This is a genomic window from Niveispirillum fermenti (genome assembly GCF_048066175.1).
Taxonomy (GTDB): Bacteria; Pseudomonadota; Alphaproteobacteria; order Azospirillales; family Azospirillaceae; genus Niveispirillum; species Niveispirillum fermenti.
Window position 1 is genome coordinate 38,568 of the sequence record NZ_JBLTXA010000027.1, and the last position, 20,935, is coordinate 59,502.

Genomic DNA, 20,935 nt, shown 5'->3' on the forward strand with positions numbered 1-20,935 from the left:
CCGAAAACGGACGAACGTGTCCCGGCCCATTGAAAGGGTGGTTCAGAAGGTACCGGCCAACCGTCAGCGGGCGACGGCATAGCCCTGCATGCCGCGCGGGTTGGCGGCCGCGCGGATGATCTGATCGTCGCCGTCGCGATCAAAGGCGCAAGCGGAAAGCCGGCCTTCCGACCAGTCGCCGCCGACCGTCACCGCATGCCCCCGGCGTCGTAGTTCCTGAAGCGTATGCTGCGGATAGCGTCCTTCGACGATCAAGGTCCCCAATGCCGCTTCGCGCGGCCAGAAGCTGGCCAGCATATGGTCGGTGTGGAAGGCCGGGGTCTCGATCGCCGCCTGCAGAGGCAAGCCGCAATGCCGATGATAGAGCCATAGCAGCAGCGACCATTGGTCCTGCTGGTCGCCGCCGGGTGTTCCGAACGCGAGATAGGGCCGTCCGTGCCGAAACGCCATTGAGGGGGTAAGTGTGGTACGCGGGCGCCGCCCCGGGCGCAGGCTGCTGGCCAGACCCGGTTGCAACCAGAACATCTGCATGCGGGTGCCAAGCGGAAATCCCAGCGCCGGAACCACGGGGCTGGACTGAAGCCAGCCACCCGACGGTGTGGCCGAAACCATGTTACCCCAGCGATCGACCACATCCACATGGCATGTATCGCCCGTTAGTCGGGGGCCGTCCTCGGCTGGGAGCCTGTCCATGTTGGCGGTGCGGGCCATGGTCGGTTCCCCGCCGCCGGCGGCGGCCGACGGTTGGCGACCACCCGGCGACACGACGGGAGGGAAGGGAGTTTGGCGGCCGGCGATCGCCCCAGGTCGTAATGCCATGCTGGCCTGGTCGGAAATCAGGGCCCGGCGTTCATCGGCATAGCCGCGGCTCAGCAGGGTCTCCAGCGGCACATCCGGGTCGTCGCCATAATATGCATCGCGGTCCGCCATGACCAGCTTCAGGGTTTCGGTGACAAGATGGACGAAGTCTGGGCTGGTTGGCGCATATTGCCCGATATCGAACCCGTCCAGGATGCGCAGCGCCTGTAGAAGCGATGGCCCCTGGCTCCAGGCCCCGCATTTGTAGACGGTGTAATCGCCCTGATCGACGCCGCATGCCTGTTCGATCGGGGGCCGCCAGCCAGCCATATCCGTGGCGCGCAGCAATCCGCCATGGCGGCGGCCGCTGACATCCATGGCCTCCGTGGTGCGGCAAAAATCGTCCATGATTTCTGCCACCTCGCCTTCGTACCAGTAGCGCAGCGCGGCATCGATCTGCCCCTCACGCGAGGAGGAGGCGCTTTCCGCTTGCCGCAGCAGGCGCTGGTAGAAATCGGCCAGCGCCGAATTGGCGAACAGGCTGCCGGCCTGGGGCGTCTCGTCGTTGTGCAGGAAAATGGCTGCGGAACTGCGCCATTCATCGACGAACAGATCCCGCACTGAGGCGATGGTGTTGGCGGTGTTGGACAGAAGTGGGTGCCCGTGCCGTGCATAATGGATGGCCGGTTCCAGAACCTGGCGGAGCGGAACCGTGCCCCAGTCGCGCAGCATCGTCAGCCAGGCCCCGAAGGCACCAGGGACGCAGGCCGCCAGCAGACCGGTTGCCGGGATGAGGTCGAGGCCCAGGGATTGGAAATGCTCGATCGTTGCAGCGGCAGGCGCTACGCCTTGCCCGCAGATCACCGTGGGTGCTTCGTCATCCGTGCGGGCCACGATGATGGGGGCGTCGCCGCCGGGGCCGTTTAGGTGCGGTTCTACCACCTGCAGGGTGAAGCCGGCTGCTGCTGCGGCATCGAAGGCATTGCCGCCCGCTTCCAGGAGGCGCATTCCGACCGCCGATGCGATCCAGTGGGTCGAAGCGACCGCGCCGAAAGTTCCACTGAGCTCAGGCCGGGCCGTGAACCGCTTCATCTAGTCTAAACCCCTGTTTGGATTTGTTTGCATGAATAGGGGCGAGTATCCTCAAGAGGTTTCAGTAGCGCCAAGACCTCTTCCTCATCGACCTCATTCAGCATTGTAATAGCGAAGGAATTGCCCAAGACCTGTTGCGTGATACAGCGCTCCGCGAGCATCATGGCCATGATTGCCGGCCGCCGCGCGGCCTGGGATGCTGGAAAGCGATGATCGGGAGAAGATGCGTTGGAGCTCCGCCAGCTTCGTTATTTCAAGGTGATCGCCGATGCGGGCAGCTTCGCGGCCGGCGCGCAACAGCTCCGGGTGGCGCAGCCCGCGCTGAGCCGTTCCATTGCCAAGCTGGAGGATGAGGTGAAGCGCAGCCTGTTCATCCGTCACAGCGCGGGCGTGACGCTGACCGATGTCGGAAGACGGGTTTATGAGCATGCGGAACGTGTGCTGGCCAGCGTGCGCGACCTCATGGACGGTGTCGCCGCCGAGGAGACGGAACTGAGCGGCATGGTGAAGTTGGGCGCGCCGCGTTCCATCCTTGCCCAGTTGGTCATGCCCGTCGCTGCTGATTTCCTGCGGGCGCATGCCGGTTGCCAGTTAGACTTAGTGGAGAATTCCGGTGCGCGCCTGAAGGAGCAGGTGCTTGAAGGTACTCTGGATCTGGCTGTCCTGCCCCACAGCATCGATGCGGGAATGCACCTGACGCCCCTGGTGCGCGAGAAGATCTGCCTGATCTGCCGGGTAGAGGACCGGTCCGCCTTCGGGCCTGTGGTCGCGGTGGAGGAATTGCTGACCCTTCCCTTGATCTTGACCGGCTATCCCGACAGTTTGCGGCTGTTCCTGGAGCGCCAGGCACCGCACCTGGCCGACCGGTTGAAATTCAGGAGCGAGGTCAACAGTTCCACATCCCTGGTCGATCTGGTCCTGAGGGGGGTCGGGTTCGGTGTTGCCCCCTGCTGCGTGGTGGCACAGTCCCCCGCCGGCCTCTCCTTCGTGCCCGTTGAAAATCTAGGGGTCGCCTGGGTGATTGCGACCAACTGGCAGCGCCGGGGGTTGCGGGCCGTCCAGCAGGTGGAGGCCATGCTGATCGAGAGCGTGAAAGCGCAATTGGCCCAGGGTAGCTGGCCGACGGCACAGCCACCGCTATAGGCACCTGGGACTCGGACGCCGCCAGCAATGCCGGACGCTCATGGCATGCATTGCCCAAAGCTTTTGGACGCTCCGCCGCCCGCCGCGATAGGGTCGCGCATCGCGGGAAGGATTGAAAGGGGCTGGTGCGATGGCGCAGGTCGAGGTCAATGGTGTGTCGCTGCGCTATGATGAAAGCGGCGAGGGTGAACCCTTGGTGCTGCTGCACGGATTCAATGCCGATCGCCGGCAGTTCGACTGTTTCCGGCCGCATCTGGGCGACGGCGTCCGTGCCATCGCCTCTGATCAGCGGGATGGGCCGGACAGCCCGTTCGATGCCCCCTATGCGATGGTCGACCATGCCGACGACGCGGCCGACCTGATTGCACAGCTCTGTGGTGGTGCTGCCCATGTCTTCGGTACATCCTATGGCGGCGCCGTCGCCATGACGCTGGCCATCCGGCATCCGAACCGGGTGAAGACCCTGACGCTTGGCGCCACCGCACCCTGTTTCGACCAGTTCAAGGCGCCAGACGTGGCGTCGGTCGCGGATCGGGGCCCGGATGCGGTCCGGCTCTTCGTGTTGGAACATTTCTTTACGCCCGACGCCATCGATCATGATCGGGCGCTGATGCAGGCGGTGGCCGACAGTTTCTGCGAACGGTCACCGGAGGCGGGAACCCGGCGCATGGCGGCGCTGAAGGGACATGACGTGCGGGACCGGTTGTCGCATATCCGCGCGCCGACCCTGGTACTGCAGGGTGAATTCGACCCGATCATCTCGCTGGAGGTCAGCCGGTCTCTGGCCCAGGCGATCCCTGGCGCGCGTCTATCCATCCTGCCAGGGGTGCGGCACGGCATTTCGATGGAACGCGTTGTTCATATCGCCCATCTGGTCCGAACTCACGTCCTGGCTCCGGCCTGACCACAGCCGTTCCCGCATGCTTGAGGAACATCAAAGCCGGCCCTGTTTCCAGCTGGCTGAAAGCAGGGCTAGGCCTGAAAGCAAGCCTGCCGCTTCTCCTGGAACGCGGCGATTCCCTCGGCCGCATCCGGCCCTTCGGCGCAAGCAGTCAGCGCCTGCACTTCCAGTTCCAGATGGGGTTCAAGGCCAGTCATCGGCGCCTCCAGCAGCAAGGCCCGCGTCCGCTGAAAGGCTGGCAAGGATAAATGCGCAAGACGCCCGGCCGCGGCCATGGCAGTGGCCATCAACAGATCGTCTGGGACGACCCGCGTCACCAAGCCGATCCGTTCGGCCTCCACTGCATCGATCCTGTCGCCCAGCAGGAGGAGGCGTTGCGCTTGGCGCAGACCGATCAGCCGGGGCAACCACCAACTGACCCCCACGTCCGGAGACAGCCCAATGGCGCTATAGGCACCCACGAAGGTCGCCGACGCAGCGGCGATGGCCACGTCCCCCATGACGGCCAGGCCCAGGCCCGCCCCGGCGGCGGCCCCATTGATCGCCGTGACCAGCGGCTTGCGCATCCGGGCCAGTCGCACCTCTGCGGCATGGACCGGCCCGGTCAGCCGTTGCATCAGCCCGGATGCCTCCGACCCGGCCTGGGCAAAGGCGTCGATATCGCCGCCTGCGCAGAATAGCGCCCCGGCACCGGTCAGCACGACGGCGCGGACGGCAGCATCAGTTTCGCACGCCGTTACGGCGGCCAGCAGCGCATCCGCCAGTTCGATGTTGATCGCATTACCCCTGTCGGGCCGGGACAGCGTGATCGTGGCGATCGCGTCCGTCCGTTTCAGGTCGAGGCACATGGATGGGCTCCGGATATCGTTATAGTTCGGCGTTAAGGCCCAGATTCCTTGCCTCGGCGGCGGCGAGCACGGCGGTGCAGGCGGCCAGATCCTGGGCAGCGATGCCCAGCGACTTGTAGATGGTGATGTCGCCGCCGTCGGTCCTGCCCGGATGACGGCCGAGATGGACTTCGCCGATCTCGGCAGCGATATGGTCCCAGCCGACCTGTCCGGTATGCACGGCGCGGGCCAGTTCCCCAGCCTGGGCCAGAGCCGACGGGCGGTAGTCCACGAAATAGCGGGCTTTGCGAACACCTTCTACATCGATTTCGGCGGCGGATTGGACGCTTGCCCCAACCAGATTGACATGCGCGCCGGCGCTGATCCATCGACCCTGCAGGATGGGCTCCGCAGAGGCGGTGGCCGTGCAGATCAGGTCGGCCCCTTCGACCGCTGCCTCCACCGACCCGCAGACGGTGATGGGCGCGGCGATTGAAGGTTGCGCCCGGACGGCGAAAGCCCGTGTCTTTTCCAGGTCGCGGCCCCATAGCCGGACGCGGCGCAATGCATGGACCAGGGCCAGCGCCTCCAGATGGGCGAATGCCTGCTCACCGGTTCCCAGCAGGGCCAGGTCGCCCGCATCCGGCCCGGCCAGCACGCGGCTGGCCGCCGCTGTCGCCGCCGGCGTGCGCAGCGCAGTGATCTCGGCCGCGTCCAGCAGCGCCTCCAACTGCCCTGTCACACTGCTGAACAGCAGCACGACGCCGGTGTGGGAGGACAGGCCCCGCACGGCGTTGCCGGGCATCAGGCACAGCAGCTTGGCGCCCAGCACCGCCGGATGTTCCATGAAACCGGGCATCAGGGCAAAGGCACCTGTCTCCCCCGGCAGTGGCATGACCGTGCGCAGGGGAAGCCTTGCCTCCCCCTTCGAGACCGACATCATCGTGTCGCGCATCAGGTCGATGCAGGCGGCCAGCGGCAGTGCCGTCCGGATGGCCTCCCGCCCCAGTATACGAAAAGGGGCCGGCGGTGTTCTCATGGCACATTCCCTTGCAGGATACTGACCAGATGGCCGTTGTCGAGATGCCCGCCGGACAGGATGCAGACCACGGGGCCGGGAAAATCCCGATCCAGGGCGGCGGCTACCGTCGCGGCACCTGCGCCTTCCGCGACCAGATGATGGCGTTCCAACATCAGCCGGATGGCGCTTGCCACCTCGGAAAGCGATACCACAGCCGTGCCCGCCACCAGCGCCTTGGCCAGCGGCCACATGGAAGGCAGGACGGCCGGCCCGCCCATGCCAGTGATGAAGGTCCTTGGATTGAAATCGATGGTCACGGGACCGCCCGCCTTCATGGCTGCCGTCAGCGGCGCCCCGGCTTCCGTCTCGCAGGCGATGACCCTGGCGTCCGAACCTGCGGCCCGCAGGGCGGCCGCGATGCCGACGGACAGGCCGCCACCGCCATAGGGTGCCAGGATGGTGGTGACACCGGGCAGGTCCTCCAGGATCTCCAGGCCGATGGTGCCGTTGCCGGCCAGCACGTCGGGATCGGTCACGGGATGGATGAAGGAAGGATCGTCGTTGGGCTGCGCCAGCATGGCCCACCAATCGCCATAGGGTACCGCAATGACGCGGGCACCCAGCCGCGTCAGCGCCTCCACCTTGCTTGACGCCGCCGTTTCGGGGACATAGCTGGTGATGGGGCAGCCCAGCGCCCTACCGGCATAGGCCAGTCCTTGCGCGAAATTGCCGGCACTGGCGGTAAATATCCCCGACCGTGCCATGTCGCGCCGCTGCAGCAGGGCATTGGCACCGCAGCGGATCTTGAAGGACCCGATGGCCTGCAAATTCTCACATTTGATATAAATGTCGGCCCGGTCCGCGACGTGCAAGCGCAGAAGCGGCGTATGGAAGGCCAACTCCCGGATGCGTTCGCGGGCCGTTGCGAAGATCTCCGGGCGAAGATCAATAGACGCACGCATGTCTCACGCCGATCCGCTGGCGATGGGCGCCGGCTGCGGCACGGCGGCCACGTCCAGCAGGCTGTGCACCTTGCGGGAATTGCGGCTGACCAGGCCCAGCCGGGACAGGATCGGTGATAGGCGGATCATGCTGTTGCGCAGCCACAGCTTCGTCGGATTGTCCGGCACCATGATCGAACTGCCATCTGCGGCCGTCGCCTGGTTAGCCTCAATGAAGGGGCGTGCCAGACGCTCATATTCCTTGAAGGCCGCCTCGTGGCTGGTGTGGCTGGCCAGGGCACTGGCCAGCACATAGGCCCCGACCAGCGCGATGCTGGTGCCCTGCCCGGAAAAGAAGGACGGCGCGAAGGCTGCATCGCCGACCAAGGCCACCCGACCCCGCGACCAACTGGGCATGCGGATCTGCATCATCGTGTCGAAATAGAGATCGTCGCTGCGATCCAGCCCCTTCAGCAGGCTTGGCACCATCCAGCCTTCGGCCGCAAATCCATCCCGCAACGTCTGGCGCTGCCAGCGGGCATCGCCCAGCACATCACGCGACGGTTCTGGCATCTTCATCACCATGATGCCATGGATACAGGCTTGGTCGCCGATCGCGTACAGGCCAGCCATCTTCTGGTGCGCGTTGAAAATGCAGCCTTCACGCACCATGCCGAACTCGTTCGGCATGGTGAAGACGCCGAAACAATAGCCGAGGTAACGGCTGAACCGCTCCTCCGGTCCGAAAACCATGGCGCGGGTACGCGAATGCAGGCCATCGGCGCCGATCACCAGATCGAAGCTGCGTTGTTGCCCGCTCTGGAAGGTGACGGCGACCTCGTCGGGACCGTCCTCCAGCGCCGTGACATGGTCGGAGAATATATATTCGAACTTGTCGCGCGTGAGGTCGTGGAGGATCGAGGTCAGGCTGCCACGCGGCAGTTCCACATCCTTGTGCGCCTCGGCCCCCATCAGCGAGTCCGGGTCAATGGAGCCAACCTTACGGCCATCCTGCCGGATGAAGGTGAATTTGCGGGTGTGGACATGCGCGGCCTTCAGTGCCGGCAAGATGCCCATGCGCTCGATCACGTCGATCGCCGTGCCACGGACATCGATGGCGTAGCCGCCCAGACGGATGGTCGGCGCCCGCTCCACCAGCGTGACGTCGAACCCATGCCGATGCAGCCAATAGCCCAGCGCCGGACCCGCGATGCTGGCCCCGGAAATGAGAACACGTCGTCTGATCCCGTTCAAAGCACCGTTCCTCGTTCTGGTGGGATGGTTCGATAAGGAGGCCGGGCCCCCTTTTATCCGACGCTATCCGCCGGCCGCCGGCGCCGTCCAATCCTACCTGCTCATGCGGACTATTCCCCCGCGGCATCGCCCCCCTATGTCGGGAATGAATAGGGACGATGAAGAGATGGTCTTTGCCGTGGCGGTGGGTGATGGACAGGATCAGGCTGAACTCGGCACCATGCATCATCCTGGAAGGAAAATATCCGTGGGAACACGTTTCACGCTTTTTGCGCTGTTCGTCGTGTCGGTACTGGCCTTCCTTGACAGGCAACTACTGAACATCCTGGTGGCACCCATGCGTGCTGACCTGCAGATCAGCGATGCCCAGTTCAGCCTGTTGCAAGGTGCCGCCTTCGCCCTGACCTACTGTCTGGCCGCGTTTCCCATCGCCTGGCTGTCCGACCGGGTCAGCCGGAAGACGGTGATCATGGTCAGCGTCGCCGTCTGGAGCATCGCCACGCTGCTGTTCGGCCTGGCCAGCGGCCTGGGGCTGCTACTTGCCGCGCGCATGGCCGTGGCGCTGGGTGAGGCTGGCCTGTCGCCGGCCGCTATCTCCATCTTACGCCAGAGCTATCCCGTGGACCGGCAGGCCTTTGCCATGGGAGCCCTGACGCTCAGCGTCTATGTCGGTGGCGGGGCGTCGCTGGCCATCGGCGGCCCCGTGCTGGATTGGCTGACGACTCAAGCGTCGGATCCAGCCCCCGGCCTGTCCTGGTTGTCGGAACTGGCACCGTGGCGCTGGCTTTTCGTCGCCTGTGCGGTCCTGGGTATCCTGGGCGTGGTCCTGATGGCGTTCGTTCGCGAACCGGAGCGCCAGCCGGTGCCCAAGGAAAGTACGTCACTGGCCGCCTTCCTGACCGTGATCAGGGACGAGCGCGCCGCGATCATGGCCTATCTCCTGGCCTTCACCGCCATCGCGGCACTGGTCACCGCGGCCACATCCTGGACACCCACCCTGTTCATCCGCGACCACGAATGGAGCGCAAGACAGACCGGGGTCGCCTATGGCGCAGTCTATCTGGTGTGCGGGGCCATCGGCGCGCTGGGCGGCGGCAAGCTGATCAGTGATTTGGCCGCGCGCGGGCATCGCGATGCGCTCATCCGGATAGTCAGGGCATCGATCCTGCTGCTGGGCGTGGCGACCATCGCCTCCTGTTTGGTTCCCTATCCACTGGCGGCCCTGGCTGCGGTCGGTGCGGGAATGCTGGCGGTGGGGGCGGTGATCGCCGCGGGCCCCTACGGGTTCCAGGCGCTGTTCCCCCGACAGTTCAGCGCCCGTGCGGTGGCCCTCTATTTCCTGGTGCCGGGCACCATCGGCACGGTGCTGGGCCCATCCTCGGTGCCGTTGCTGGCGCGGCTGCTGGGCGCGCCGGAGAAGATCGGGATGCCGTTGGCCTTATGCGCGGTCGTGACGATGGTTTGGGCCTGGGCCTGCCTGACGATCTTCCTGCGCCTCCAGGCGCGCCGGCCGGCCCATGCAGCCGCCACCCCCTGACGGGTGGCATTCAACTCTTCAAGTGCCGCGTCCAAACACCACGCGCCGAGCCATCGGCGCGTGGTGTTTTTATTCCGGCTAATGCCGCTCCGGTATGGGAGAGACAGAGTGGACCTACAACTTCCGCGCAAAACATGACAGATGATCCCGATGCCCTCCCATTCCCTATACCTCACGTGAATGGATTGGATGAACACACGGTGTTGGCATACCGGCGCGCTTTACCGCCTATTTGGCAGCACATGATCGACCAGGAAGCATCCAAGCATCCGGCGACGTCTCTCAGGGGGACACGGGAATGAAGGTTTCAAGTTTCAAATCGGCACCATCGCGGCGATCGTGGCGGCCCATGTTCATATCGGCATCGGTGTTGGCAATCCTTGCCTCCTCCAACGCCAGGGCACAGCAGGCCGCTGGCGAAAGCGATATGCTAGAGGAGATCGTGGTCACCGCGCGCCAGCGGTCGGAAAACCTGCAGGACACGCCGTTTTCCATGGTGGCAGTGACCGGTGACAAATTGCAGGCGCAAAATGTGGTCAGCACCATGGACCTGGACAACAAGGTGCCGGGCTTGGTGCTGCGCGCCGACAATACCCGCCCGCAACCGTTCATCGGCATTCGCGGCGTGGGAGACATCTCGCGCAACCCCGGCATCGACAACCGAACGGGCATGTATCTGGACGGCGCACCGCTGGGCCGGTCCTCCTCCATCAACTATCCGATCTTCGACATCGAAAGCGTCGAAGTGCTGCGTGGCCCTCAGGGCACGCTGTTCGGCAATAATTCCCTGACGGGCGTCATCGCCATCCAGTCGCAGAAGCCCAGTTTCCAGGACAGCAGCCGCACGACGGTCTCGACGGGCGAGCGCAACCTTTTCGCCGGCTCCGGCTATGTGAACAAGGCGGTGACGGATGATCTGGCCGTGCGCCTGACCGCAGCCGGCAGAAGCCAGGACGGCTACTACAAGAACGCCTATGACGGGTCGACGGCCGGCGGCGGCACCAACTATGCGGGCCGCGTGCAGGTTCGCTATGTGCCTACCCCCGACACCACCATCGATTTCTCGGCTGACGGTGTGCGCGCCAAGGACGAGATACTGCTGGGCGTTGGCAAGTTCTCTACCGGGCCCATGGCGGGAATGGCGGATTATACGTTCAATGCCAACACAAAGCCGTTCCGCGACCGTACAATCTGGGGCCTTGGCCTGAATGTCGAGCAGACCCTGCCCGAGGATTTTGTGCTGACTTCGATCAGTTCCTATCGCCGGTCGCGCGACAGCTTCAACTATGATGGCGACGGCTCGCCAGCAGCGATGATCAATGTCGGCTTCCGTTATGCCGACTGGGCGCTGAGCCAGGAACTGCGCATCGCCTCGCCCAAGAACCCTCTCTACGATTATGTGGTCGGGGCCTTCTATTATCATCAGAACCCGAGCGAGGTGCAGACGGTCCGGTTCGGGCCGGACTATCCCGTGGTCCCGGTGCGAGGCTCCATCATCGGCGGTACCGGCGTTGTCGCCACCGACCAGGCGGCCTTGTTCGCCCATGGAACGCTGCGCCCAACCGAATGGTTGGCACTTGACGCTGGGCTTCGCTATCAGCGGACCACCAAGTCGGCCGACAAGGTGCAGGACAATACCGCGATCCTGCTGGGCTATCCACCGTTGAAGGCGCATTTCGGCCTGTCCGACCCCACGCTGAACCCGATGGCCAGCGTTACCGTCAAGCCGACATCCGATATCAGCATCTATGCGCTCTACAGCACAGGCGACCGGGCCGGCGGTTTCAACATGGACGTGGTCAAGACGCTGAGCGGTGCCACCTTCGACGCTGAATCTGTGGTCAATTACGAAGCCGGCGTGAAGACCGAGTTGTTTGGCCGCCGGCTGCGCCTGAATCTTGCTGCCTACCGGCAGAGGTTCAAGGATTTCCAGCAGGCCCAGAACATTATCGACCCCAACCCGCCGGCCGGTACGCTGCCCACCGTCATCAACGTCATCACCAACGCCGCCCGCGTACGCAGCCAGGGCATCGAGGCTGATTTTGATGCGTCCTTGCTGCCCGGCCTGCGGCTGTCCGGCGGTGTCGGGTTCAACCATGCCTATTTCAAGTCCTTCCCCGATGGTGGTGGGCCGGGCGTTGACTATACCGGCAGCCCGCTGGTCGAGGCGCCGCGCTTCCAGGGGTCTCTGGCGCTGGACTACCGTCACCAGGTGACGGAGGATTTCGATGGCCGCATCTCGCTGACGGCAACCAACCGCAGCAAGGTCTATTCCCAGCCGGGATCCACCGTCGCGCCGTTCAATGACGGGCGCTATCTTCAGGATGGCTATACCAGCGTCGGCATGCGGCTGGCGCTGGAGCGCCGCGACGAAGGCCTGGAACTGGCGCTGTGGGTCCGCAACCTGACCGACGAGCGGCATGCCGACGGTGCATCGCCGGTGGCGGCGGGCTATCTGTTCAAGGGCCTCAACGAACCGCGGACCATCGGCGTGGACCTAACGCTGCGTCTCTGACGCCGTTTGCGGACTGTCGCAGCCTCGGCGGCAGTCCGCGCATACAGGAAGGAAGTGGGAAATGAAGGGCGTCCGACTGGACCACGCGACCATCAACACCGACGATGTGGCGGCCAGCGTGGCCTTCTACGGTCATTTCCTGGGGTTGAAGCCGGGATGGCGACCCGACTGGGGCGTCGGTGGAGCTTGGCTGTACGCCGCCGACGGCGACTATCCGATCCTGCACCTGCTGGAAACGCCGCGAAACCAGGGGGTCAGCATGTTCAACCATGTGGCCTTCCGGGGAGAAGACCTGCCGGCCTATATCGCCAAGCTGCGTGAGGCCCGCTGCTGGTTCGAGGCGCGGCCGGTCGATCAGACGCCTTATACCCAGGTTCACCATTTCGACCCCAGCGCCGTCCGCATCGAAGTCATCTTCGAGGAGCCGTTGGGGGCCGACCGGGTGACCTCCGACCCGGATATCGTGCCGGGCCGTGGAATATTGGCCTGACAAGGAGGTCGAGGACATGGCAACCGGAGATGACCGGGCGGAAATCGCCCGGCTGGAGAAGGCGCGTGCGCACGCTATCGTCGTGGCCGACCACGCCATGCTGGCACGGATCACCGATGACGATTACGTGCATGTCGAGGCGTCGGGCAGGACCCGGGACAAGCAAGCCTTCCTGGCCGGTGTCGCCCCTGATGGCGGCCGTTTCGACCGGTATGAATTGATCGAAACAATAATCCGCCTGTTCGGTGATACCGCCGTCGTGACCGGTCTGTTTGAGAACTGTTTCATCAGCGGGACGGCCCCGGGGCGTGTTAGGCGGGGGCGCCATACCCGCGTCTATATCCGTCGCGACGGCATCTGGCGTAACGTATCGCACCATGCCACCGCCATCACATCTCCTTTGCCGGAAGCGTGAAATGATGCGCGGTCCGCTGACAGGCATACGGATTGTGGAATTCGCCGGACTGGGTCCGGCTCCGTTTTGCGGCATGATGCTGGCCGACCATGGCGCGGATGTCATCCGTATTGACCAGATCGGGGCCGGGGGCTTGATCCAGAAGTCCGAGCGAGACGTCCTGAACCGGTCGCGCCGCACCGTCGCGATCAACCTGAAAACGGAGGAGGGCGTCGCACTCGCCCGCGTCTTGTGCCGTTCTGCGGACGGTATATTCGAAGGATTCCGTCCGGGAGTGATGGAGCGACTGGGGCTAGGACCGGACAAGCTGCTTGCCGACAATCCGAAACTGGTCTATGGCCGCATGACCGGTTTCGGCCAGGACGGCCCTTGTGCGTCCATGGCCGGGCACGACATCAACTATATCGCGCTGTCCGGTGTGCTTCATGCGTGCGGCCGGGCGGATGAGAACCCGACGCCGCCCTTGAACCTTGTCGGCGATTTTGGCGGTGGCGGCATGATGCTAGCCTTCGGCATGCTGGCGGCCCTGCTCCACGCCCGTACCACGGGCAAGGGGCAGGTCGTCGATTGCGCCATGACCGAGGGCAGTGCGGTGCTGATGGCGATGATCTACTCGCTGCGCGCCGACAATCTCTGGCACGACGCGCGGGGTGCCAACCTGCTCGACGGTGGCGCCCCCTTCTATGACAGCTACCGGACGGCCGATGGCGGGTTCATCGCCGTCGGGTCGGTCGAACCCGCCTTCTATCGGGAAATGCTTCAGCTGGTCGGATTGGGCGATGATGCTGACATGTTGGAGCAGCACGACCCCGCCCTTTGGCCCCGGCAGAAGGCCAAGCTTGCTGCTGCCTTCCTGACCCGGACACGCGACGAATGGTGCGCGCTTCTGGACGGTGCTGACGCCTGCGCCACGCCGGTCCTGTCGCTCGCCGAGGCGCCGCATCACAAGCACAACGTGGCGCGCAGCGCCTTCCTGACCGTGGATGGCATGGTGCAGCCCGCACCCAGCCCCCGTTATTCGCACACACACACGGACATGCCCCGGCCGATGGAAAGCGGCCCGTGCGCCACTGCTGCGCTTCTTGAGGAAATCGGCCTTGGCGGTCCCGAGATAGACCGCCTGCGCCGGGAAAACATCGTGGCGTAGCCACGGGAAACCACGTGGCGCCGTTACAGAACGTGTCGCCACAAAATACCAGGGAGAACGACCTTGTCTGCAACAAGAGAAGTGCTTGTCGCTGGCGTGGGCATGGTGCCATTCGCCAAGCCGGGGAAAAGCCCACCCTATGATGAAATGGGCGCGGCTGCGATCAGGATGGCCCTGGCCGATGCCGGCATAGATTACGGCGCGGTGGAACAGGCCTATGCAGGTTTTGTCTTCGCCGGCAGTTGCGCTGGCCAGCGTACGATCTACAAGGCCGGCATGTCGGGCATTCCGATCATCAATGTCAACAATAACTGCTCCACCGGCTCCTCGGCCCTGTTCCTGGCTCGGCAGGCGGTCGCCAGTGGCATGGTCGAATGCGCCCTGGCCGTCGGGTTTGAGGAGATGGACCCTGGCCCGATCCCCGACGCGTTCCCGCAGCGCATCAGCCCCTTTGCCGATTTCGACACGGCGTGCGACACGCTGGTCGATGTCGATCTGCCTCTGGCGTTACGCTATTTCGGCGGCGCCGGCAAGGCGCATATGGAAAGATACGGCACGACCCTGCGGGATTTCGCCGAGGTCCGCGCCAAGGCCAGCCGCCATGCGGCCCGGAACCCGCTGTCGGTCTTCCGCAACGTGATGACCGCGCAGGATGTTCTGGACGCTCCGCTCATCTGGCCGGGGGTGATGACCAAGCCCATGGCCTGCCCGCCGACCTGCGGAGCCGCTGCCGCTCTGGTCGTCTCCCGCGACTTCGCCAGGAAGCACGGGCTTGATCCCAAGGTCCGCATCGCGGCACAGGTGATGACCACCGACCACCCGGTCACGCTGCAGTCACAGGACATGATTCAGTTGGTCGGCAGGGACATGACGGAGCGCGCCTCCGCCCAAGTCTATGAGCAGACGGGTGTCGGGCCAGAGGATATCCGCGTCGTGGAGTTGCATGATTGCTTCGCCCATAACGAGGTTGTCACCTATGAGGGACTGGGCCTGTGTCCGGAAGGCGGCGCCGCCCGGTTCATCGCCGACGGCGACAACACCTATGGCGGGCGTGTTGTCACCAACCCGTCCGGTGGTCTGCTTTCCAAGGGGCATCCGCTGGGCGCCACCGGTCTGGCGCAATGTTTTGAGCTGACGCACCAATTGCGCGGCAGTGCCGGCGGGCGCCAGGTCGAAGGAGTCCGCCACGCGCTGGCCCATAATCTGGGCCTGGGTGGTGCCTGCGTCGTCACCCTTTACGAACAATGCTGACGGGTGCGCGATGATCGAGAAATCGTGGATCGGCCGTGAGCTGAAGACATCCGTCCTGGAGATCGAACGGGGACGGCTGCGGTCCTTTGCCAGGGCCATCGGGGAGACCGATCCGGTCTATCAGGATGTCGAGGTCGCGCGGGCCGCTGGATACCCCGACCTCCCGGTTCCGCCCACCTTCCTGTTCGCCGCCGATCTGGACAGCGGTGCCCTGGACGCCATGCTGGCGGATATGGGCATCCCCATCGCCCGCATCCTGCATGGCGAGCAGGGCTTCACCTACCACCGGCCGGCCTGTGCCGGGGATGTGGTTACGGTGACGTCCCGCATCGCGGACATCTATGACAAGAAGAACGGTGCCCTGGACTTCATCGAGAAACGGTCCGAGGCCCGTAACCAGCATGGCGCGCTGGTCGCCGAAATGCGGACCGTCATCGTCGTCCGCAACTGATACCTGTTGGAGTCCGGTCATGAGCACAGAAATCCCTTCCGGCTTGACGCCGGGGCGGGAGTTGCCACCGCTTGCCCTTGAACCTGTCAACCGCGCCCTGCTGGCGATGTTCGGCTGCGCGTCGGGCGACCTGAACCCTATCCATCTCGATATCGATTTCGCGCGCAAGGCAGGCATGCCTGACGTCTTCGCGCAGGGCATGCTGGGCATGGCCTGGATGGCCAGGGCGATCACCGCCTGGGTCCCGCAGGACCGGCTGCGCAAGTTCGACGCCCGGTTCCTGGGCATCACCCATCTGGGCCACCGGATCACGGTCACCGCAACGGTGAAGGATCTGGTGACTTTTAATGGAGAGACCTGCGCACGGGTCGAACTGCGCAACACCAACCAACATGGCCAGACCCGTATCGCCGGCGAAGTGCTGGTTGCGGTCGGCTGACCATCACAAACATCCCTGGGAGGGAGCAGCACATGTCTTTGAAACTGGAGGGTAAGGTCGCCCTGGTGACCGGATCAGGCCGCGGCATTGGACGGTCCATCGCGCTGAAGCTGGCCGGCGAAGGCGCTCGCTTGGTTGTCAACGATCTCGACGCCGAACCCGCAATGGAGACGGTGGAGGCGATCCGTGCGGCAGGCGGCGAGGCCATCGCTTGCGCCGGCAGCGTCAGTGCCCCCGACTTCGCCGAGCGTTTTGTCGGGACGGCCGTCGAGGGCTTCAAGGGCCTGGACATCATCGTGAACAATGCGGGCTACACCTGGGACAGCGTGGTCCAGAAGATGACCGACGAGCAATGGTACGCCATTATCGACGTTCATCTGACGGCACCGTTCCGCATCCTGCGCGCGGCACAGCCCGTCATCCGGTCGCTGGCCAAGGCTGATGCCGAGGCGGGCCGGCGCAATGTCCGCAAGATCGTCAACATCTCCTCCGTCGCTGGGCTGTTCGGCAATGCCGGCCAGACGAACTACGCTGTGGCCAAAGCCGGCATCACCGGCATGACCCGGACGCTCGCCAAGGAATGGGGGCGGATGGATACGACGGTCAATTGCGTCGCCTACGGCTTGATCCGGACCCGCCTTACCGAAGCCACGGCCGACACAAGGAGCACCGCGACTATCGACGGCCGCGACATCAGGATCGGCGTCAATCCGGACGTCATGGAGATGATGGCGCGATCGATCCCCCTGGGACGCGCCGGCACTGCGGAGGAAGCGGCGGGTGCTGTCTATCTCTTCTGTATTCCGGAAAGCGACTACGTCTCCGGCCAGGTGCTGATGTGCACCGGCGGCCTGACGGGAATATGAGCCGCCATCGCCCGTGCATCACAGGATGAGGATCGGCATGTATATCACCCAACCCCTCCACCGTGCGCTGCAGCAGCATCCGGACCGGACCGCCCTAATCTGCGGTTCCCGACAGACCAGCTTCCGCCAATTGGCCGACCGCGTCGCCCGGCTGGCGGGCGGGCTTCGTGGGCTGGGCATGCAGGATGGCGACCGTGTAGCCATCCTGGCCTTCAATTCGGATCGGTATTTCGAATATCTGATCGGCGTGCCCTGGGGCGGGGGTGTCATCAATCCCTGCAATACGCGGTGGAGCGTGGCGGAACTTGCCTATTCGCTCAATGATTCTGGCTCCCGGATATTGCTGGTCGATGACATGTTCCAGGCGCTCGTCCCCGACCTCCGGGCCCTGTGCGGGAGCCTGGAGGTCGTCATTCATATCGGCGACGCCACTACGCCCCCCGGTATGGTGCCGTATGAGGCGCTGATCGCCGGCTCCGATCCGATGGCCGACGCCTTGAGAAGGGACGAGGATCTTCTCGGCTTGTTCTATACCGGCGGCACCACCGGGGCGCCGAAGGGTGTGATGCTCAGCCATGCCAACTTCATGTCCTCGGCCCTGGCCCTGGCTGCCGAGGGCATCATTGTCCCGGGGGGCGTCTTCCTCCATGCCGCGCCCATGTTCCATCTGGCGGATCTGGGCTGTTCCAGCGTGGCCTGGATCCTGGGGAATGCCCACAGTTTCATCCCCTGCTTCTCCCCGCCAGCAGTGGTGGAGGCCATAGAGCGTGACCTTGTGACCGATACGCTGCTGGTGCCTACCATGGTCCAGATGCTGGTCGATCACCCGGTCATGGCAGAGGGCAGGGACATCAGCAGCCTGCGCACCATCCTCTATGGTGGCTCCGCGATTTCCGAGGCCGTCCTGGACCGGGCGTTGGCAACGCTGAACAATGTCTCGTTCTGCCAAGCCTATGGCATGACCGAGCTGGCGCCTGTGGCCACCATCCTGGCCGCCGCCTATCATCTGCCTGAAGGCCGAGGGGGGGACAAGCTGCGGTCCGGCGGGCGGGCCGCCTATTGCACGGAAATCCGCGTGGCCGATCTCGCAAACAATCCTCTGCCGGCAGGCGTAAAAGGTGAAGTGCTGGTCCGTGGCCCCAATGTGATGAAGGGCTACTGGAACAAGCCCGAGCTGACGGCCGCCGCCCTGCGCGGCGGATGGATGCATACCGGCGATGTGGGCTATATCGACGGGGATGGGTTCCTGTTCATCATCGACCGCTTGAAGGACATGATCATCAGTGGCGGCGAGAATATCTATTCCGCCGAGGTGGAGAATGCGTTGGCCCGGCACGCGGCTGTTCAAACCTGCGCCATCATCGGCATTCCCAGCGACAAATGGGGGGAAGCCGTTCATGGCTTCGTCATCCTGAAGCCCGGACAAACCGCCACTCAGGATGAGTTGATCGCCCATTGCCGACAGATGATCGCCGGTTACAAGTGCCCGCGCAGCATCGAATTCGTTGACGCGCTGCCCCTGTCCGGCCCCGGCAAAATCCTCAAGACTGAACTGCGCAAGCGGTTCTGGAACGGCCGCGACCAACAGGTCTCCTGAGAGCAGCGGCGCTCCCCCAGTCAAAAATCAAAACAATGGAGGGATTCCATGCCCCCGAGGCTCTATCAATTTCCCTGGATGGATGCGGATATCGAGGCGTTCCGGGAACAGGTCAGTCGCTATATAAGGGCCGAACTCGCCCCCGGGCTTCCCGAATGGCGCAAGCAGGGCTACATCCCGCGCACGGTGTGGCGGGGCATGGGCGCGCTGGGCTTCCTGCTGCCCGAATTGCCGGTCGAATATGGTGGGGCCGGCACCAGCCCGGCCTATCAGTTGGTGTTGCAGGATGAACTGGCCAAGGCCGAGATGCCGGGCACCCTCACCGTGCATGCCATCGTGGCGCACTATATCCTCGACTATGGCACGGCGGCGCAGAAGGCCCATTGGCTGCCCAAGCTGGCCAGCGGAGAGCATCTGGCCGGGATCGCCCTGACCGAACCGGGCCATGGGTCGGACCTGAAGGCGCTGCGCTCTGCAGCCCGGCGCGATGGTGACGACTATGTCGTCAACGGTTCAAAGATTTTCATCACCAACGGTTCCACCGCCAGCATGCTGGCCGTCGCCTGCCGGACCGATGGTGAGGGCGCGCGCGGCATCTCGCTGATCCTGATGGAGACGGAAAACCAGCCCGGCTTCAAGGTCGGCTCGCGGCTGGAAAAGCTGGGCCAGCACGCCTCCGACACGGCCGAGCTGTATTTCGACAATGTGCGTGTGCCTGCGTCGAACCTCCTGAGCGAGGCGGAGGGGCAGGGCTTCGCACAGATCATGAGCCAGTTGCCGTTCGAGCGTCTGCTGATTGCCGTGCCGGCTGCCGCCCAGATCGAACGGGCCCTTGACCATACGATTGCCTACACCAAAGAACGCCGCATGTTCGGGGGCAGCCTGTTCGACATGCAGAATACCCGTTTCAAGCTGGCGGAGATGGCGACCACGGCCCACATCGTCCGCGGCTTCGTCAATGACTGCGTGCAGCGGTTGGTTGACGGCACGCTCGATAATGAAGCCGCCTATATGGCGAAATGGTGGTGCACGGAGCAGCAATGCCGCGTGACTGACGAGTGTCTCCAGTTGTTCGGCGGCTACGGCTACATGGTCGAATATCCAATCGCCCGGCTGTTCGCCGATGCGCGCGTACAGAAAATCTATGGCGGTGCCAATGAGGTGATGAAGGACCTGATTGCGCGCAGCCTTTAGCGGTTTTCTGCCGACCGGAAAGCTGTCTGTACCCGTTCGATGAGAGAATTGATGTTCCACCGTCTGCGCCAGTTGTTCGATCCTTATATCGCCCTCATGCTGCTGGTCGTGGTCATAGCCGCTATCCTGCCGGCACGGGGGCAGGGGGCCGCCATCGCGGGAATGTTGGCCGACGGTGGAATCGTTTTTCTGTTCTTCCTGTACGGCGCGCGCCTGTCCCCCCAAGCGGCCTTGGGCGGGCTCATGCAATGGCCGCTGCATCTTTGCGTCCTGACCAGCACCTTCATCTTGTTTCCCCTGCTGGGCAAAGCGCTTGAATATCTGTCGCCGGCCAGCATGCCGCCGGAGATCGTGACCGGCTTGATGTTCCTCTGTGTGCTGCCGTCGACGGTTCAATCGTCCATCGCCTTCACGTCGATCGCGCGCGGCAATGTGCCCGCCGCCATATGCGCGGCATCGGCATCGAACATGCTGGGCGTCTTCATCAGCCCGCTGCTTGCGGGCTGGCTGTTGAAGACACAAGGCCTGGAACTGTCGTTCGGTATCTTCCGAGACATCACATTGCAGCTTCTGGTGCCGTTCCTGGCTGGACAGGTGCTGCGGTCCTGGATTGGAAGATGGGTGGAGACGAGGAAGAAGCTTCTGGGCTATGCGGATCGCGGCTCCATCCTGCTGATCATCTACGTCGCCTTTTCCAAGGGTGTCATGTCGGGTATGTGGAGCCAGTTCGAATTAGCCGACCTGCTTGTTCTTGTCGTCATGCTATCTGGCCTTCTGGCCTCGGTACTTATCGTCACCAGTTTTGCTGCACGCCGGATCCTGCGGTTTCCTGTCCAGGACGAAATCGTCCTGCAATTTTGCGGTTCCAAGAAATCACTGGCCAGCGGTTTGCCGATGGCCAGTATTCTGTTTGCCGGACCCCAGGTCGGCATTGTCGTTCTGCCGCTTATGCTGTTCCATCAATTACAACTGATTGTCTGCGCCATCCTTGCTCGACACTATGCGACCCGCCGCGACGATATCGGGGCCAATCTGTGAACGCGTGCCGGAAGCGTA

19 protein-coding genes are annotated in these 20,935 nt (G+C 64.0%); 14 read left to right on the top strand and 5 right to left on the bottom strand.

Features of this window, described 5'->3' with window-relative positions; translation table 11 throughout:
- Window positions 1–63: 63 nt before the first annotated feature.
- Window positions 64–1,806, bottom strand: coding sequence for a gamma-glutamyltransferase family protein (locus ACM9LZ_RS19975; RefSeq protein WP_416621279.1), 1,743 nt, complete (start codon window positions 1,804–1,806; stop codon window positions 64–66).
- Window positions 1,807–2,118: 312 nt separating this feature from the next.
- Here ACM9LZ_RS19975 and ACM9LZ_RS19980 point away from each other — a divergent pair, with 312 nt between their 5' ends.
- The gene (locus ACM9LZ_RS19980; protein ID WP_416621280.1) at window positions 2,119–3,033 is read left to right on the top strand and encodes a LysR family transcriptional regulator; all 915 of its coding nucleotides are present in this window, start codon (window positions 2,119–2,121) and stop codon (window positions 3,031–3,033) included.
- A gap of 130 nt (window positions 3,034–3,163) precedes the next feature.
- Window positions 3,164–3,937: an alpha/beta fold hydrolase gene (locus tag ACM9LZ_RS19985; protein WP_416621281.1), complete on the top strand. Its 774-nt coding sequence runs from the start codon at window positions 3,164–3,166 to the stop codon at window positions 3,935–3,937.
- A 68-nt stretch (window positions 3,938–4,005) separates the two neighbouring features.
- On the opposite strand, the gene ACM9LZ_RS19990 is transcribed toward ACM9LZ_RS19985, so the two are convergent.
- The 4 genes from ACM9LZ_RS19990 to ACM9LZ_RS20005 are packed head-to-tail and all read right to left on the bottom strand — an operon-like array spanning window position 4,006 to window position 7,977.
- Entirely contained in the window at window positions 4,006–4,782 is a 777-nt protein-coding gene (locus tag ACM9LZ_RS19990) for an enoyl-CoA hydratase-related protein (RefSeq protein WP_416621282.1), read from the bottom strand.
- A gap of 19 nt (window positions 4,783–4,801) precedes the next feature.
- A complete protein-coding gene (locus ACM9LZ_RS19995; RefSeq protein ID WP_416621283.1) occupies window positions 4,802–5,800 on the bottom strand; it encodes an ornithine cyclodeaminase family protein in 999 nt (332 codons plus the stop codon).
- Window positions 5,797–6,744 (bottom strand): pyridoxal-phosphate dependent enzyme, encoded by a 948-nt coding sequence (locus ACM9LZ_RS20000; protein WP_416621284.1) that lies wholly within the window; start codon window positions 6,742–6,744, stop codon window positions 5,797–5,799. The genes ACM9LZ_RS19995 and ACM9LZ_RS20000 overlap by 4 nt, the downstream gene beginning before the upstream one ends.
- A 3-nt stretch (window positions 6,745–6,747) precedes the next feature.
- On the bottom strand, window positions 6,748–7,977 hold the full coding sequence (locus ACM9LZ_RS20005) for an FAD-dependent monooxygenase (RefSeq protein ID WP_416621285.1): 1,230 nt from the start codon (window positions 7,975–7,977) through the stop codon (window positions 6,748–6,750).
- 247 nt (window positions 7,978–8,224) lie between these two features.
- Between ACM9LZ_RS20005 and ACM9LZ_RS20010 the strand changes: the two genes are divergently transcribed.
- The 12 genes from ACM9LZ_RS20010 to ACM9LZ_RS20065 all read left to right on the top strand — a co-directional run bounded on the left by ACM9LZ_RS20010 (window position 8,225) and on the right by ACM9LZ_RS20065 (window position 20,917).
- Window positions 8,225–9,514, top strand: coding sequence for an MFS transporter (locus tag ACM9LZ_RS20010; protein ID WP_416621286.1), 1,290 nt, complete (start codon window positions 8,225–8,227; stop codon window positions 9,512–9,514).
- A gap of 370 nt (window positions 9,515–9,884) precedes the next feature.
- On the top strand, window positions 9,885–12,029 hold the full coding sequence (locus ACM9LZ_RS20015) for a TonB-dependent receptor (RefSeq protein ID WP_416621287.1): 2,145 nt from the start codon (window positions 9,885–9,887) through the stop codon (window positions 12,027–12,029).
- A gap of 61 nt (window positions 12,030–12,090) precedes the next feature.
- Window positions 12,091–12,519: a VOC family protein gene (locus ACM9LZ_RS20020; RefSeq protein WP_416621288.1), complete on the top strand. Its 429-nt coding sequence runs from the start codon at window positions 12,091–12,093 to the stop codon at window positions 12,517–12,519.
- 16 nt (window positions 12,520–12,535) lie between these two features.
- Window positions 12,536–12,934: a nuclear transport factor 2 family protein gene (locus tag ACM9LZ_RS20025; RefSeq protein WP_416621289.1), complete on the top strand. Its 399-nt coding sequence runs from the start codon at window positions 12,536–12,538 to the stop codon at window positions 12,932–12,934.
- Window position 12,935: 1 nt separating this feature from the next.
- Window positions 12,936–14,081 carry a CaiB/BaiF CoA transferase family protein gene (locus ACM9LZ_RS20030; protein ID WP_416621290.1) on the top strand — a complete coding sequence of 382 codons (1,146 nt, stop codon included), beginning with the start codon at window positions 12,936–12,938 and terminating at the stop codon, window positions 14,079–14,081.
- A gap of 63 nt (window positions 14,082–14,144) precedes the next feature.
- Window positions 14,145–15,332 (top strand): lipid-transfer protein, encoded by a 1,188-nt coding sequence (locus ACM9LZ_RS20035; protein WP_416621291.1) that lies wholly within the window; start codon window positions 14,145–14,147, stop codon window positions 15,330–15,332.
- A 10-nt stretch (window positions 15,333–15,342) separates the two neighbouring features.
- Complete coding sequence (locus ACM9LZ_RS20040) at window positions 15,343–15,783, top strand: MaoC family dehydratase N-terminal domain-containing protein (protein WP_416621292.1); 441 nt, start codon at window positions 15,343–15,345, stop codon at window positions 15,781–15,783.
- A 19-nt stretch (window positions 15,784–15,802) separates the two neighbouring features.
- Window positions 15,803–16,222 carry a MaoC/PaaZ C-terminal domain-containing protein gene (locus ACM9LZ_RS20045; protein WP_416621293.1) on the top strand — a complete coding sequence of 140 codons (420 nt, stop codon included), beginning with the start codon at window positions 15,803–15,805 and terminating at the stop codon, window positions 16,220–16,222.
- A 32-nt stretch (window positions 16,223–16,254) separates the two neighbouring features.
- On the top strand, window positions 16,255–17,088 hold the full coding sequence (locus ACM9LZ_RS20050; protein WP_416621294.1) for an SDR family NAD(P)-dependent oxidoreductase: 834 nt from the start codon (window positions 16,255–16,257) through the stop codon (window positions 17,086–17,088).
- 37 nt (window positions 17,089–17,125) lie between these two features.
- Complete coding sequence (locus ACM9LZ_RS20055; protein ID WP_416621295.1) at window positions 17,126–18,685, top strand: long-chain-fatty-acid--CoA ligase; 1,560 nt, start codon at window positions 17,126–17,128, stop codon at window positions 18,683–18,685.
- Between the two features lie 48 nt (window positions 18,686–18,733).
- A complete protein-coding gene (locus tag ACM9LZ_RS20060; protein ID WP_416621296.1) occupies window positions 18,734–19,879 on the top strand; it encodes an acyl-CoA dehydrogenase family protein in 1,146 nt (381 codons plus the stop codon).
- Between the two features lie 51 nt (window positions 19,880–19,930).
- A complete protein-coding gene (locus tag ACM9LZ_RS20065) occupies window positions 19,931–20,917 on the top strand; it encodes a bile acid:sodium symporter family protein (RefSeq protein ID WP_416621297.1) in 987 nt (328 codons plus the stop codon).
- Window positions 20,918–20,935 lie beyond the last annotated feature (18 nt).